This window comes from Hymenobacter sp. BRD67 (assembly GCF_013256425.1).
Lineage (GTDB): Bacteria > Bacteroidota > Bacteroidia > Cytophagales > Hymenobacteraceae > Hymenobacter.
On record NZ_CP053904.1, the window covers coordinates 3,047,164 to 3,061,374 of the forward strand.

Consider the following 14,211-nt stretch of genomic DNA (forward strand, 5'->3'; position numbering starts at 1 on the left):
ATAAAAATACGGCTGCCTGTTAGTATAGCAGCTACGCGGCTGCAAGTTCGGCAATTACAACCACCTTGCCAAACCCTTGACTTCGCTTTAAAAGAAACGAGCCCGGCAGTAGGCCGGGCTCGTTGTAAGGTAAGTAGCGCCAGGAGGTAGTGCCGCAGCCCTAGCGATGCACATAGTGGTGCACGGGCACAGGCACCCGCTTATTGGGGTTGTTTACATAGTGATTGTAGCGGGTCGGGTGATACTTCTTATCGCGGTTGCGGCCGACCAGCCCCCGGCTACTACCCCGGCCCGGCCCCTATCAGGGCACCTTTGCCGCCACCCAGCAGCCCACCTACTATGGCCCCGCCGCCGCCGCCAATAGCGGCACCTTTGGCCTTATCACTCCAGCCTTTTGGATGGTCCTGGGCCTGAGCAGCTGAGCTTACGAGCACAAAGAATAACAAGAGTGTGGCGAAGAATCCCGAACAGAATTTCATAATGCAGCAGAACGTTGAATGGAAGAAGAAGGAAAAAACGCAGCGGCTCGCCGGCCGTGCCAGACTTTAACGCGACAGTAAGGCAGGTAGTTGCTGTACGGCCCTGAAAAAGCCCGGTGCCTGACAGACACCGGGCTTATCAAACCAATAGCTTGAATTACAGCTTATAGCGTACCGGCCTCGGCGGCTTTTTTCATCTTTTCGTTGGCGAAGATGGCTACTTCTACGCGGCGGTTGGCTTGCTTGCCTTCGGCCGTCGTGTTATCGCCCACGGGCTGCGACGAGCCGTAGCCTTTGGTGGTAATGCGGCTGGCGGCCACGCCCTGCGCCGTAATGCCATTGGCTACGGCCTGCGCCCGGTTCTCGCTCAGGGGCTGGTTGATGGCATCGGAGCCCGACGAGTCGGTGTGCCCTTCTACCAGCACGTTGGTGTCGGGATACTTCTGGAGCGTAGCGGCCAGCTTGCTGATATCGGCCTGCGAAGCGGGGCGCAGGGCACTGCTATTAGTATCGAACAGAATACCCGAGTCGAAGGTGATTTTGATGCCCTCGCCTACGCGCTCCACCTTGGCATTCGCCATATCGCGCTGGAGCTCCTGAGCTTGCTTGTCCATTTTGCGGCCGATGAGTGCGCCCGCGCCGCCGCCCACGGCGGCCCCCAGAATAGCCCCGGCAGCGGTGCCGCGGCCGCCACCGATTACGCGGCCCAGAATAGCCCCGGCCACTGCGCCACCACCGGCACCGATAAGGCCACCTTTGGTAGTTTTGTTCATGCCATCTTTGCGCACTCCCGTGCCATTATTGCTGGATAAGTCGGGCTGCGTGGTAGTTTGGCGCGACGAAGCGCAGGAGCTTAGCAGCAGCACAAAGGCCATCAGCATGGCCAGAACAGACTTGGAAGTAATCATTTTATGAGTTTTTGGTGAAAAAAATCAACGTCAGTTGGGCTTATACGAAAAAGCCCGCTCTGGTTACCAGAGCGGGCTTTTCCAAAGTCGTGCCAGTGAGTACTGACTGTCGCTGGGCATGGTGAGCACGGCATTACGCCCTACACGCCGATTACGCTTATTATTTTGCCAGCATAGCCAGCACGTCGGTGAGGCGCTGCTTCAGCTCACGGCGGTCCACAATAAAGTCGAGGAAGCCGTGCTCCAGCACAAACTCGGCGCTTTGGAAGCCCTTCGGCAGGTCCTTGCCAATCGTTTCTTTGATAACGCGCGGGCCGGCGAAGCCAATAAGCGCCCCCGGCTCCGCAATGTTGAAGTCGCCGAGCATGGCAAACGAAGCCGTCACGCCGCCCGTCGTGGGGTCAGTCAGCAGGCTGATATAAGGCACTCCGGCCTCGGAGAGCAGCGCCAGCTTGGCCGATGTTTTGGCCATTTGCATGAGCGAGTAGCCGGCTTCCATCATGCGGGCCCCGCCCGAGCGCGAAATCATGAGAAAAGGCATACGCTGCTGGCGGGCGTAGTCGATAGCGCGGGCAATTTTCTCGCCTACTACCGAGCCCATCGAGCCGCCGATAAAGCGAAAGTCCATGGCGGCAATTAGCAGCGGCTGGCCAGTGCACTGGCCGTGGGCCGTGCGCACGGCATCTTTCAGGCCGGTACTTTTTTCGGTGGCCTGCACGCGTTGCGGGTAGGCCTTGGTATCCACGAAGTGGAGCGGGTCGCCGGAAGTCAGGTTGGCATCCAGCTCTTCAAACTGGCCGCCATCAAACAAAATCTCGAAATATGCCGCCGCGTCGATGCGGTCGTGGTGGCCACAGTTGGCGCACACGTAGTGCAGGCGCTTGTGCTCGGCCATCGTAGCCACGGTTTTGCACTCGGGGCACTTATACCACAGGCCGTCGGGCGTTTCCTTTTTCTGCTCGGTGGGGGTGATAATGCCCTTTTCCTGGCGCTTGAACCAAGCCATACTGGTGGGGAACTGGAGAAATGACGAATGAGAGGTGAAGAGGGACTGGCCCAGCCAATATAGGACAAGGGGTATTTTCCCAATCTTCAGAGGGGCAAAATTACGCGATAGTTACCATCAGAACGGAACCAGTGAGATGAACGCCACATGAGGAATCCGTAAGCTACCCACGAGCCTGCCCAGCCTGGCAGCACGCACGCATGCCCGGTGCGGCTGTAACTTGCCCCAACCATCACTTAGCCGGCCGCGTACGGCCTTTTTCTGCTTGAAAAAGTTTTTGTTTTTTTATCGCCCTTTCCTGGGCCTGAGCTTGCTGGCGGTCAGTGCGTCAGGGCTTAGCAGTTGCGTTACGGCCAAGCGCTACGAAGACCTCCAGGCCCGCCAGCAAAGTGAGCAGGAAGCCCGCACCAGCGCCGAAAGCCAGCTGCGCCAAGCCAAGGCCGACCTGCAAAAAACCACCGATGCGCTGGCCGAGCTGCGCCTCGACCAGAAGCGCCTTGTAGCCGACTCGACCCAGACCGGCAATGCCCTGCGCCGCACCCGTACGCTTTATACCCAGCTCACCGATAGCTACGATAAGCTGCTCAAGAACAGCGACCGCGCCCTGGCCGACCGCAATGCCGACTATGGCAAGCTGGCCAAAGACCTGGCTACCCGCGAAAGCGAGCTGGGGGCGCTCGACATCAGCCTGCAAAAAGCCAAATCGGACCTTTCTACCCGCGAAGCCAAGCTGGCCGAGCTGACTCAGGCGCTGGCTGATAAGGACAAGGCGGTGAACGACCTCAAGGCCCGCGTAAGCAATGCGCTGCTCAGCTTCAACTCCAAAGACCTGCAAGTGAAGCTCAAGGATGGCAAAGTATACGTGTCGCTCTCCGAGCAGCTACTCTTCAAATCGGGCTCAACCAAGGTAGACCCCAAAGGGCAGGAAGCCCTGAAAAAGCTGGCCACGGTATTGCAGGAGCAGAAAGACGTGAACGTGGTAGTGGAAGGCCATACCGACAACGTGCCCATGCGCCCCACCGGCAGCATTACCGACAACTGGGACCTGAGCGCGCTGCGCGCCACCGACATTGCGCGCCTGCTCACGGCCAGCGGCGTAGAGCCAAGCCGCATTACGGCCTCGGGCCGCTCGCAGTACGTGCCGGTGGCTCCCAACGACACGCCCCAGGACAAGGCCTTGAACCGCCGCACCGAGATTATTCTTACCCCTAAGCTCGACGAGCTGTTTCAGATACTCGACAGCAACAGCGGCGCGCCAAAACCTTAGAATATAATATATATATACTAAAGTCCGACCTCAGGCAGAGGCGGCCCTTAGTAGGGACTGTGCTTGTGCTGCACTACTGCAACTACTTCCACCACTGCGAGTTGATTGGCCCGGCGGCTACGTCCAGGCGCTGGCCGGGGCGGGCAGCAGCAAGGTCACCTTAGGGCCGGCTGCCTCGATGAGGCGCTGCACGGGCTGCCGCCAGGCATGAAAGGCCAGATTGAAGGTTCCCCAGTGCAGCGGCAGCAGCGGGCCGCCGCCCAGCAGGCGGTGAGCGGCCAGCGCGTTGTCGGGGCCGAGGTGAATAGCAGCCCACTCGGGGTCGGAAGCGCCGATTTCGAGCATCACCAAGTCAAACGGGCCATACGCCGCGCCAATCTGCTCGAAAGCCTCGTCAAACGGCCCCGAGTCGCCACCGAAAAACACGCGGTGCTGCGGCCCTTTCAGTACCCACGAGGCCCAGAGTGTACTGTCGCGATTGAGTAGCCCCCGACCCGAAAAATGCCGTGCCGGGGTAGCGATAAGCTCAAAATCGGGCGCCAGCGCGATATTATCCCACCACGTAACTTCCGTAATGCAATCAGTCGCCACGCCCCAGCGGCGCAGGTGCGCCCCCACGCCCAGCGGGCAAAAAAACTGCTCGCCACGCGGGGCCAGCGCCCGGATAGCCGCCTCGTCGAGGTGGTCGTAGTGATCGTGCGAAAGCAGGATGCCATCGAGCGGCGGCACCTGCGCCAGCGGCAGCGGCGGCGCAAAAAAGCGCTTGGGGCCTAGCAGCTGCGAGGGGAGGCCCGCTCGCTCCACACGGGGTCGGTAAGAAAGCGACGGCCATCAACTTCGAGCAGCATAGTGCTGTGACCGAGCCAGGTAGCATGCAGCGACGTGGGCGGCACGGGCGCGGCCAGCGCCCCTGCATCTGCCCGAAAAGGGCCGAGCGGCTCACGCGGCTCACGCTCAGCTTTTTCAAAGAGGTAGCGGCTCAGCAGCCTGGCGTAGCCCGAGGGCGGGCTCACGCTGGTAGGCAGCACATTGTAATACTTGTTGCCGGCACGGCGGGGCTGAAGCAGCATGAGCGAAGCAGAGAATAGGGTATTGCCTGCCTATGACGCAACGGCGGCCCGGATGTTTTGTGGGCGGCTACTTCAGCAGCGCCTGCACCACGGGCAGCGCTCGGGCGGCCCATTGCTGCATCTGCTGGCCAGTGTAGTGCAGGCCATCGCTGGTAAACTGGTGGGCATGGCCGGCCGCGGCGCGGGTGAGGTCGGTAATAGCTATGTAGGCCACCCCGGCGCGTTGGCATTCGGCCTGCGCTGCTGCATTGAACTGGTCGATTTCGCGGCTAATCTGGTCCGGGTCGCGGTCGTGGGCAAAGGGCGTCTGGCCCCAGTCAGGAATGCTGAGCACTACTACGTGGTGCACGCTGCCGCCCGCGAAGCCTATTGCCGTAGCCAGCAGCTGCCGAAATTCGGTGCGGTATAGCTCCAGGCTTTGCCCCCGATACTGGTTATTAACACCGATGAGCAGCGATACTAGGCCATAGTTGGTGCGGTGGTTACCACTGGCCACAATGGCTTGCTGCAGCTCGGCGGTAGTCCAGCCGGTGCGGGCAATGATATCGGGGTCGGCCAGCTTCAGCCCCTGCGCCCGGGCCAGGCCAGCCAGCTGCACCGGCCAGCGGTCGGCATGAGCAGCGCCTTCGCCGATGGTGTAGGAATCGCCCAGGGCGAGGTACGGAATAGCCGGAGCGGCAGACGCAGCAGAAGACACAGGGATAGGCAACAACTGCGCCCAGGCGCACGCAGTCAGCAAAAAGGTTAAGAATAGAAAAAATCGCATATAAAGCATAAAGGGCAGCGCATCAGCGCCGCCCTTCTACTTACGAGCCGGTAGGGCAGCTTGGCCGGCAGCGCGGCCCCTAGCCGATTGCCTGGGCCAGGTCGTCAATCAAATCTTCAGCATCCTCGATGCCTACGCTCAGGCGAATAAGCGAATCGCTGAGGCCGGCCTTGCGGCGCTGCTCGGCCGGGATGCTGGCGTGCGTCATGGTAGCCGGGTGGCCGCTCAGGCTTTCGACGCCGCCCAGGCTTTCAGCCAGGGTAAAGAGCTGGAATTTTTCGAGCACCGCAATAGCATCCTCCTTCTTGTCACCTTTGAGCACGAAGGAAATCATGCCCCGAAATCGCGCATCTGCCGGGCGGCAATGGCGTGGTTGGGGTGGCTTTCGAAGCCCGGCCAATACACTTTATCTACTTTGGGGTGCTGGCGCAGGTATTCGGCAATGGCGCGGCCGTTTTCGCAATGGCGCTGCATGCGCAGGTGTAGGGTCTTGAGGCCGCGCAGCACCAGAAAGCAGTCCTGCGGGCCGGGCGTGCCGCCGCAGGCGTTCTGATAAAAGCTCAGGCGCTCAAGCAGGTGCTCATCGTTGAAAACCAGCGCCCCCATCACCGTATCGGAGTGGCCGGCCATGTACTTGGTAAGTGAATACACCACGATATCGGCCCCCAGCGCCAGCGGTTCCTGCAGGTAGGGCGTCGAAAAAGTGTTGTCGACGGCCAGCAGCGCGCCGGCTTCCCTGGCCAGCGCCGCCGCCGCTGCTATATCGATAATGTTGAGCAGCGGATTGGTAGGCGTTTCGACCCAGATGAGCTTGGTGTTGGCCGTCACTTTGGCGCGTACGGCTTCCATATCGCCCATTGGCACGAAGTGAAAGTTGATGCCCAGCGGCTCATACACCTTGGTCATGATACGGTAGCTGCCGCCGTAGAGGTCGTCGGTCGAAATCACCTCGTCGCCGGGCTTGAGCAGGTGCAGCACGCAGTCGATAGCGGCCATACCCGAGGCAAAAGCCAGGCCGTGCCGGCCATTATCGAGGGCTGCCAGGGCATCCTGCAGCTGGGTACGCGTGGGATTATGGGTGCGCGAGTACTCATAGCCCCGGTTGTCGCCGGGCGAGCGCTGCGCGTAGGTCGAGGTCTGGTAAATAGGCGTCATGATGGCCCCGGTTTCGGGGTCGGGATGTACGCCGGCGTGAATGGCTTTGGTCGCGAATTTCATAGGGCGCAAAGGTACCTACCCGGCTGCTTGCGCGCCGGCTGGCACTGTCTATCTTTAGCGCTGAATATTCGTTTATTACTTAGCTCAAGCACATGAAAAAACTAGTACTCCTGGTGGGCGGCGTTGTTGCGCTCACTTTTACGGCTGCCGCCGCGCCCCCGAAAAAAGTACGGCCACCGGTGGTAGTCGATTCGGCAGCGGCTTATCAGGCCGCGGTCGATTCTATCAACGGCACCTTTCGCTACCAGCAGGGCCACATTATGCTACCCGGTGGGGTGGGCGAGCTAACGGTGCCGCGCGGCTTCCGCTACCTCGACTCGGCCCAAAGCGCCCGGGTGATGCATACGCTTTGGCACAACCCGCCGCAGGAAAGCCTGGGAATGCTTTTTCCGGCCGACCGCGGCCCCATGAGCGATGGCAGTTGGGGCTATCTTATTCAGTTCGACCCCATGGGCTACGTGAAGGACAACGATGCCGACGACATCAAGTACGACGAGCTGCTGGAAGAAATGCAGAAGGACGTCGATGAAGAAAATCAGGAGCGCGTGAAAAGCGGCTACGATGCCGTGCATCTCATAGGCTGGGGCGCCCCGCCATACTACGACAAAACCCAGCACACCTTGCACTGGGCCAAGCTCTTACGCTTTGGCGATGGCCTGGACGAGACGCTTAATTACAACGTGCGCATTCTGGGCCGCAAGGGCGTGCTGGTTTTCAATGCCATTGCTACGCCCAAGCAGCTGCCCGAAATCAAGGCCAGCATTCCCGACCTGCTCACCAATGTTTCCTTCGTGAAGGGGCAGCAATACAACGACTACAGCGCTGGTATAGATGAGGTAGCCGCCTACGGCATCGGCGGCCTCATTGCCGGCAAGGTACTAGCGAAGGTGGGGTTCTTTGCTATCATTCTGAAATTCTGGAAATTAGGCTTACTGGCGCTAGGCGGCGCCTGGACGGCCATCAAGCGCTTTTTTGGCTTCGGCACCAAAACGGAAGAGTAGTGCCGGCAGCCGCAGCACCGGGGCTGGCCTTTGCGTAGGTACTTTCGCCTACCCTATGGCCGGCCCCGGCTTTTTTCAGAATGGCTTTTCTGCGCGAGCTTTTCCAAAAGAACTTCTCCACCTTGCTCACGATGGGCCTGCTGCTGGCCGTGCCGCTGCTGGGCTCGACCTCGGCGCTGGGCCTGCTCTACGAGCGCCCTACGCTGCTGCACGAACTTTCGCCTAGCCAAAGCCTGCTGTACTTTCTGGTAGTGGGCCTCACAATGGCGCTGGCGCTCACGCCTACTACGTTCGTGGCCATCATCACGGGCTATTACTTTGGCTGGAGCGGCCTGGCGGGCATGGTGGTTGCCTACGCGCTGGCCTCTGCCCTGGGCTATGAGCTGGCCCGCCGCCTCGACCACGGCAAGCTGCGCAGCTTTCTGCACCATTTCCCCAAAGCCGACGCCGTACTCGGCGAGCTGCAAAGTCAAAGCTGGTCGCTCATTATCCTCACGCGCTTGTCGCCGGTGCTGCCCTTTGCGCTGATGACCTTCGTACTGGCTATTGTGGGCGTGGCGCGCCGCCGCTTTCTGGTAGCTTCGGTGGTAGGTATGCTCCCACGCAGCCTTTTTTTCTACTGGCTTGGCACCAAGGCTCAGGATGTCTTAATGCTGCTGCGCGACCCCGACGAGGGTACACTCAGCAAACTGGTACTGCTGGGCCTGGTAGCCGCCTCCCTGTTTGGCCTGTTTATAGTATTCAACCAGGCCTTGCAGCGGGTGTTGCGGCGCAGCACCCCGGCCAGCTAATATTTTCGCCCTGATTATTACCCAATTGCTGCGCTGCAAGCTGTTTTTTAGCCAAAAATATCGCGGCGAATTTGGGCAGGCGAAAAATTTCTTCCTACCTTTGCAGTCCCAACACGGGAAATTGGTTGTATAGCTCAATTGGATAGAGCATCTGACTACGAATCAGAAGGTTTAAGGTTCGACTCCTTATACGACCACGAAAAAGGCCCTCCGCATATGCGGAGGGCCTTTTTTATTAGTTATTTTGAGGTTTTTAGTGACTAGATTGTCGGCTTCACATCCATACGCTCAACCTGCCTGAGTCAAAAAATACTTGTGCAAGAACCAGCCTCGCTATCATACTTTTATAGAGACTCTTCACGCTCGGGTATGAACCTTTCCCTACTCTGTACCGCGCCCTGCGCTTATGTCTACTACGACACCTGGAATGACTGGCTGTTCGTGGATTGGTACGGCGAGCTAACCTTACATACTGTGCAGGCGACTTGCCTGGAGCTCGCTAAGTGCTTTCTGTTAAACTCTTACCCCGCGTTCTCAACAGCAACCTGCAAATTACGAATGTCGACCGGGAGGTAGCCGCCTGGATGGCCAGCAATTTTATGCCCTATATAGACTTGGCCGGTATCCGACAAATGGCCTGGGTGTATGCGCCCTCCGTGCGTGGCCAAGCTATGGCCCATGAAATCATGGCCAGGCTGCCCAACGCGACTATTTCGCTGTTCAACGAGATGAGTGAGGCGGTGGCCTGGCTTGAGCAAACCAAGCCGGCTCCTGGCACGGCCAGTAAGACAACCGGGCGGCTGGCTGCACACTTACAGATAGCCGACTTAATAAGGGCCTTTCGCCTCAGATTCAACTTGTAGCCAGCGCAGAAATTACTACTGGCTTCATCCAACATCAGCTCTCCGGTTCTTTACTCAAATCCGCCGCCGGCATCCTCCTGGTCGTTCTTATTCTTCGTGGGCTTGACGGCCTGATTCTGGCCAAAGCGGTAGGCAAAGCCCAGGAAGGCAATGCGCGACTCGCGCTTGAAACGCTGGTCGGTGGCGAAGGCATCGCCATAGGCCGTAGAGTTAAAATGGAGCGTATTGAAGATATCGGCCACGCGCAGCGTAATCGTCCCGCGGTCGCCGAGCACGTTGTAGCGGGCGGCAAAGTCGACGTTGAAGTTTGCGCTGCGGGTACCCTGCGCCGTATTGATGGGCGAGCGGTAGTTGAGCGCCAGCTGCGCGCCGAGCTGCTTGGTGAGAGTGAACGTGTTGTTGAGGCGCGTGGTATACACCTGGCTGGCTGTGTTGATAGGCACCACGCCCGAGGAGCCCCGAATGAGGCGGCGGAAGGTGGAGGCCGTGACGTTCACCTTCCAGAACTCGGTAAGCGGGCTGGCTCCCACCAGCTCCAGGCCGTAGGAGGTTTCCTGGCCCAGGTTCTGGCGGGTGGTGCTCGTAACCTGGCGGCGGGAAAGCGAGTCGTAGATAACCTGGCGAAACCCCTGGGCGGTGTTAGTTTCGAGCCGATAGAAAGCGGTGGCGCTCAGGCTACGCCCACCCGCAAAAGTCAGCTGGTTGCCCAGTTCTACCGAATGCACGTACTCGGGCAGCAGGTTGGGGTTGCCCGTTACGAGGTTAAACTGGTCGGAGCGGTCGGTGAACGGGTTCAGCTCGCCCGCGTCGGGCCGCTGAATGCGCTTGGAGTAGCTCAGCTGCACCCGCTGGTCGTGCGGCAGCTCGTAGGCCAGTACGGCGCTCGGAAAAAGGTCGAAATAATGGTGCGGAATCGGCTTGGCGTCGGTAGCCAGCTGCTGGCCGCTCAGGTTGGTTTGCTCGCCGCGCAGGCCCAGCTGGTAGTTGAGCTTGCCCAGCGCATTGGCGTAAATACCGTAGGCCGCCTGCACGTACTGCTTGTAAATGAAGCGGTTGGACGGATCGTAGGGCAGCGCCGGCGTACTACTGAAGCGATAGTCGAGGTCGTACTGCCGCAGCGAGCTGCGCGCCCCCAGCTCGAAGCGGCTTTTCTCAGTTAGCGGGTGTACATAATCAAGCTGAGCCGTGCCCTGCGTGGTATGGTTGATAGTACGCTGCTGCTGAAGCTGCACCGCGTTATCCACCGCAACGATAGTAGAGCCCACCTGATTATCAGCTAGCAGGGGCGTGTACACGGCGTTGGCCGTAAGCTCGCGGCCCTCGTGCCGGGCCCAGGTGCGGCGGTAGTCGAGCGTTACATCAGCCGACCGGAAGATGCCATTGGTAGCATTGCTGCGGTGACTGGTGCCGGCCGGTACCACCTGGCTGCCTGCTGTGAGGTTTAGCTGGCGCGAGTCGAGCGTTTCGTCGTTATAAAGCTGGTTGAAGCGCGGCTGCACGGCCAGCGTCAGGGTCTGCTCGGGGTAAGCCCATAGTCCAGGCCCAGGCGTACCGCGTGCGAGGTCTGGTAATTGACCCCGCTACGGTCCTGGTGCAGCAGCAGCGTCGTATCGTTGGCCGTGGTACTCTGGTCGAGCGTACCGTTGATGCGTCGGCGGTCGCGCCGAAAATCATACGAGCCAAAGGCATTCAGCTTGCCTTTGCGGTAGTTAAGGCTAAGGGAGGTATTGTACTTTTCGCCGGTGCCCGCCGTGGCGCTGGCCTGGCCGTTGAGCCCGTCGCGGCGCTCTTTCTTGAGCACGATGTTGAGAATGCCGCCCGCCCCGACGCATCGTAGCGCGACGAGGGATTGGTAATCACCTCAATACTCTGAATGCTGCTGGCCGGAATCTGGTCCAGCGTCGTCGTTGTGGGCTTGCCATCGATAAAGATGGTTACGCCGCCCGAGCCCCGGATGCTGACGGCCCCGGTCTGGTCCACCGTCACGGAGGGCACGTTTTGCAGCGCGTCGATGGCCGTGCCGCCGGTTATGGTCAGGTCCTTGGTTACGTCTACCACTTTTTTATCGAGGCCGTCGCTCACTACCGGGCGCTCAGCCGTTACGACCACATCGGTGAGTTGGGTAGCAGCCAGCCGTAGCCGCAGCGTACCCAACGCTAAGGTGGGCGCAGCTGCCGTGAGTGATACTACCCGGCGGCCGGTGCGGTAACCAACGGCAGTGGCGCGCAGCACATACTGCCCCAGCGGCACCTTGGCCAGCACAAAGGCCCCGGTTTCGCTGGCCTGGGTGCCGGCCACGAAAGTCGAGTCGCGGCTCCGTAGCAACACTACGCTGGCAAATGAGATGGGCTGCCCACTGCCTACTTCCTGCAGCGTACCCTGCACGGTGCCATTCTGCGCGCGCGCCGCATTCAACCCACACAGTAACAACAAACTAAAAATCCCCAAACGAGACACCGCCCAAACACTCTGTTTCATTGTTTATTTGTTATATATTAAATATATAATATTATAATCCCTTTTTTTCCTCTCCATCCTGCCGGTGTCGTAACCAGTAGCTTGGCTGGACGTTAGCAGGCGAAGCCAGTAAGTTCAACTGTCAAAGCTCCGGCTCAATTCTGAGTTCATTTGGTCGGGGCCGGTAGCCCGGCCGGCTGGCGCTTGCGGTAGGCCGGGTTGTAAACCCACGCTACACCGGCATAGGCGCTTCAGAATTACCCCCAAATTGTCGACTAGCTTGCTTCTTATTTGCACGCAAGGCCAGCTTCGCATTCCCGTGTTTATGCGCATAGTAGCACTAGTTTATCTGTTATGCCTGGGCCTGACGCGGGTGGGGCTGGGGCAGCCAGGGGCACCCGCCGGCCCGGTGCGTGACCTGGCGTTTTATTTAACCCAGGCTCAGCAAAACAGCCCGCTGAGCCGCGATGTGCAAAACCAGGGCCGGGCCATTCAGCTCGAAACCGAGCGGCTGCGTGCTTTTTATACCAAGGCGCAAGGCACCCTGGTTGCTAATTACACGGCGGTGCCCGTATTGTCGCTCGATAATGGCCACCCGGCGCTTCGCTACTCGGTCGATGCGAATAGCACGAAATATGTTGGCTACGACGTGGCGCTCAGCAACGGGGCGCTTTACCAAGGCTACGCTCAACTTACCCAGCCGCTCTTCAATCAAAAGCGGTTTGAGGCTTTTGCCCAGCAGGCCCAGGGCCTGACACTGAGCCAGCAGAACCTCTCGCGCCTCTCCCTACACGACCTGGAGAAGCTGGTGGGCGACCAGTACATTCTGTGCCGGCAGGACCTGGACCAGCTCACCTATATCCGTGAGCTGCTCGATATTCTGGACCGGCAGCGCCTGCTGGTGCGCAAGCTCGTGGAAGCCAGCCTGCTAAAGCAGTCGGACTATGCCCTGCTTAGCATTGAGGTAGAAACCCAGCAGCTGTTTCTCAACACCTACCGAACGGCTTATCACCGCGACCTGCTCGACCTGAACGTGCTCTGCGGACTGGGCGACACCACCGAAGTGCAGCTGGCCCCGCCCAACCTGCCCCTGCGGCAGCGGGGGCCGGCCGGCTTGTCGAACTTTGTGCAGCGCTACCGCCTCGACAGCCTGACGCTGGCCGCCAACCAGCAGGTGTTTGAGCTGCGCTACCGGCCGGTAGTCAATGCCTTCGCCAACGGCGGCCTCGAGGCGGTGTCATTTGCCGACATACCGCAGCGGTTTGGCGTGAGCGCAGGCCTGAGCTTCAGCATGTTTCTGTTTGATGGACACCAGCGCCAGCTGAGCCGCGACCGCACCAATGTGCTGCTCGAAACCACCCGCGCGTATCGTCAGAACTTTGCCATCGTTAACCCCGTGCGGCAAGAGCGCCTGCTTTATGAGCTGCGGGCCCTGGAGCAGCGCCAGCGGCTGGCCCGTGAGCAGATTGCCAGCTACCGGCAGGTGCTCGACTCGTACAAGCGGGAAGTTATTGCCGGGCAGCTTTCGGTGGTAAACTACGTGCAGGTACTTAAAAATTACGCGGTGGCTACCCGCGACCTGGTACTGCTGGAAAACAACCGCCTGCTGCTCATAAACGCTTACAACTACTGGACGTGGTAGCTTTTTCGGGGGCCATGAGCTGCGCGCTATGGCGCGCGTGCTCAGGCTGCCGAAACCTGCCGGTCAGCCCTCTGCCTATGTTATCCCGACTTCGTTTTTGTGTGCTTTGCGGACTTTCGGCGGTGCTTCTCGGCGCCTGCCACGGCGGGGCGGCCCCCGATGATGAAGCGGCCGGCCCCCCACCCCGCGCCCAGGTGCAGGCAGTGCAGGTCAGCACCCAAAACCTGACGCAGTACCGCACCTTCCCGGCTACTTCGACCTACCCGCGCAAAAGCACCGTTACGGCCCCCGTGGCGGCCTACGTTACGGGCGTAAAGGTGCGACTGGGCGACCGCGTAACGGCGGGCCAGGTGCTGTTCACCCTCGAAACCAAGGAGCGCCGGGCCCTCGGCGGCTCGGTGCAGCGCATCGACCCTTCGCTCAAGGGCTTCGGTCTGGTAGCGGTAACGGCCCCGGCCAGCGGCATCGTAAGCCTGCTCAACATTCAGCAATCGGGCGATTACTTACTCGAAGGTACTCCTTTGTGTACCGTAGCCGAAAGCAGCCAGCTTGTGTTTCAGCTGAACCTGCCCTACGAGTACCACTCGCTGGCCGTGGGTCAGCCCACCTGCACCATCATCCTGCCCGACAGCACGCACCTCACGGGCACGGTGCAGGCCCCGCTGGCCAGCGTCAGCCCCGGCCAGTCAGAAGTATTCCTGGTACGGCCCAGCAACCCGCCGGGCGTTATCCCGAAAACCTGA

The 14,211-nt window shown here is 60.0% G+C and carries 15 protein-coding genes, 1 tRNA gene and 1 pseudogene; 7 read left to right on the forward strand and 10 right to left on the reverse strand.

The annotated features are described in order from the left end of the window. Nucleotides 1–281 precede the first annotated feature (281 nt). The 3 genes from GKZ67_RS14155 to accD form a co-directional block, all read right to left on the reverse strand. Nucleotides 282–479 carry a hypothetical protein gene (locus GKZ67_RS14155; RefSeq protein WP_173240520.1) on the reverse strand — a complete coding sequence of 66 codons (198 nt, stop codon included), beginning with the start codon at nt 477–479 and terminating at the stop codon, nt 282–284. Nucleotides 480–643: 164 nt separating this feature from the next. Then, nucleotides 644–1,387 (reverse strand): OmpA family protein, encoded by a 744-nt coding sequence (locus GKZ67_RS14160; protein WP_254244838.1) that lies wholly within the window; start codon nt 1,385–1,387, stop codon nt 644–646. A gap of 160 nt (nt 1,388–1,547) precedes the next feature. Beyond that, nucleotides 1,548–2,393 (reverse strand): acetyl-CoA carboxylase, carboxyltransferase subunit beta, encoded by an 846-nt coding sequence (gene accD / locus GKZ67_RS14165; protein WP_173243441.1) that lies wholly within the window; start codon nt 2,391–2,393, stop codon nt 1,548–1,550. 265 nt (nt 2,394–2,658) lie between these two features. On the opposite strand from accD, the gene GKZ67_RS14170 reads away from it, so the two are divergent. Further along, the gene (locus GKZ67_RS14170) at nt 2,659–3,660 is read left to right on the forward strand and encodes an OmpA family protein (protein ID WP_254244839.1); all 1,002 of its coding nucleotides are present in this window, start codon (nt 2,659–2,661) and stop codon (nt 3,658–3,660) included. Nucleotides 3,661–3,777: 117 nt separating this feature from the next. Here GKZ67_RS14170 and GKZ67_RS14175 read toward each other — a convergent pair whose 3' ends face one another. The 4 genes and pseudogenes from GKZ67_RS14175 to GKZ67_RS14185 all read right to left on the reverse strand — a co-directional run bounded on the left by GKZ67_RS14175 (nt 3,778) and on the right by GKZ67_RS14185 (nt 6,714). Continuing rightward, entirely contained in the window at nt 3,778–4,464 is a 687-nt protein-coding gene (locus GKZ67_RS14175; protein WP_217278600.1) for an MBL fold metallo-hydrolase, read from the reverse strand. Next, the gene (locus GKZ67_RS22665; protein ID WP_217278601.1) at nt 4,431–4,730 is read right to left on the reverse strand and encodes an MBL fold metallo-hydrolase; all 300 of its coding nucleotides are present in this window, start codon (nt 4,728–4,730) and stop codon (nt 4,431–4,433) included. The genes GKZ67_RS14175 and GKZ67_RS22665 overlap by 34 nt, the downstream gene beginning before the upstream one ends. 67 nt (nt 4,731–4,797) lie before the next feature. After that, nucleotides 4,798–5,427, reverse strand: a complete 630-nt coding sequence (locus GKZ67_RS14180; protein ID WP_254244840.1) for an SGNH/GDSL hydrolase family protein — start codon at nt 5,425–5,427, stop codon at nt 4,798–4,800. Nucleotides 5,428–5,575: 148 nt separating this feature from the next. After that, a pseudogene (locus tag GKZ67_RS14185) lies at nt 5,576–6,714 on the reverse strand (cystathionine gamma-synthase). 92 nt (nt 6,715–6,806) lie between these two features. On the opposite strand from GKZ67_RS14185, the gene GKZ67_RS14190 reads away from it, so the two are divergent. From GKZ67_RS14190 to GKZ67_RS14205, 4 genes are all read left to right on the forward strand, one after another. After that, nucleotides 6,807–7,715 carry a DUF2167 domain-containing protein gene (locus GKZ67_RS14190; protein WP_173243447.1) on the forward strand — a complete coding sequence of 303 codons (909 nt, stop codon included), beginning with the start codon at nt 6,807–6,809 and terminating at the stop codon, nt 7,713–7,715. Between the two features lie 80 nt (nt 7,716–7,795). Continuing rightward, nucleotides 7,796–8,506, forward strand: a complete 711-nt coding sequence (locus tag GKZ67_RS14195) for a TVP38/TMEM64 family protein (protein ID WP_173243450.1) — start codon at nt 7,796–7,798, stop codon at nt 8,504–8,506. 123 nt (nt 8,507–8,629) lie between these two features. Then, nucleotides 8,630–8,703, forward strand: a tRNA-Arg gene (locus GKZ67_RS14200). A gap of 306 nt (nt 8,704–9,009) precedes the next feature. Further along, nucleotides 9,010–9,369, forward strand: a complete 360-nt coding sequence (locus GKZ67_RS14205; protein ID WP_173243453.1) for a hypothetical protein — start codon at nt 9,010–9,012, stop codon at nt 9,367–9,369. A 50-nt stretch (nt 9,370–9,419) separates the two neighbouring features. Here GKZ67_RS14205 and GKZ67_RS14210 read toward each other — a convergent pair whose 3' ends face one another. Genes GKZ67_RS14210 through GKZ67_RS14220 form a run of 3 tightly spaced genes read right to left on the reverse strand, consistent with a single transcriptional unit; the run spans nt 9,420 to nt 11,784 of the window. Continuing rightward, complete coding sequence (locus GKZ67_RS14210; protein ID WP_173243456.1) at nt 9,420–10,868, reverse strand: outer membrane beta-barrel family protein; 1,449 nt, start codon at nt 10,866–10,868, stop codon at nt 9,420–9,422. 8 nt (nt 10,869–10,876) lie between these two features. Next, nucleotides 10,877–11,170, reverse strand: a complete 294-nt coding sequence (locus tag GKZ67_RS14215; protein ID WP_173243459.1) for a hypothetical protein — start codon at nt 11,168–11,170, stop codon at nt 10,877–10,879. Then, nucleotides 11,059–11,784, reverse strand: a complete 726-nt coding sequence (locus tag GKZ67_RS14220) for a carboxypeptidase regulatory-like domain-containing protein (protein WP_173243461.1) — start codon at nt 11,782–11,784, stop codon at nt 11,059–11,061. Before GKZ67_RS14220 ends, GKZ67_RS14215 begins: the two co-directional genes overlap by 112 nt. Nucleotides 11,785–12,151: 367 nt before the next feature. Between GKZ67_RS14220 and GKZ67_RS14225 the strand changes: the two genes are divergently transcribed. Together GKZ67_RS14225 and GKZ67_RS14230 are read left to right on the forward strand one after the other, a co-directional pair. Then, nucleotides 12,152–13,468, forward strand: a complete 1,317-nt coding sequence (locus GKZ67_RS14225) for a TolC family protein (protein WP_173243464.1) — start codon at nt 12,152–12,154, stop codon at nt 13,466–13,468. Between the two features lie 122 nt (nt 13,469–13,590). Next, nucleotides 13,591–14,211: an HlyD family efflux transporter periplasmic adaptor subunit gene (locus GKZ67_RS14230; protein ID WP_173243466.1), complete on the forward strand. Its 621-nt coding sequence runs from the start codon at nt 13,591–13,593 to the stop codon at nt 14,209–14,211.

Coding starts and splice junctions, on each gene's coding strand:
- GKZ67_RS14195 (WP_173243450.1), top strand. CDS start 7,796: ATGGCTTTTCTGCGCGAGCTTTTCCAAAAGAACTTCTCCACCTTGCTC.
- GKZ67_RS14160 (WP_254244838.1), bottom strand. CDS start 1,387: ATGATTACTTCCAAGTCTGTTCTGGCCATGCTGATGGCCTTTGTGCTG.
- GKZ67_RS14225 (WP_173243464.1), top strand. CDS start 12,152: ATGCGCATAGTAGCACTAGTTTATCTGTTATGCCTGGGCCTGACGCGG.
- GKZ67_RS22665 (WP_217278601.1), bottom strand. CDS start 4,730: ATGCTGCTTCAGCCCCGCCGTGCCGGCAACAAGTATTACAATGTGCTG.
- GKZ67_RS14155 (WP_173240520.1), bottom strand. CDS start 479: ATGAAATTCTGTTCGGGATTCTTCGCCACACTCTTGTTATTCTTTGTG.
- GKZ67_RS14190 (WP_173243447.1), top strand. CDS start 6,807: ATGAAAAAACTAGTACTCCTGGTGGGCGGCGTTGTTGCGCTCACTTTT.
- accD (WP_173243441.1), bottom strand. CDS start 2,393: ATGGCTTGGTTCAAGCGCCAGGAAAAGGGCATTATCACCCCCACCGAG.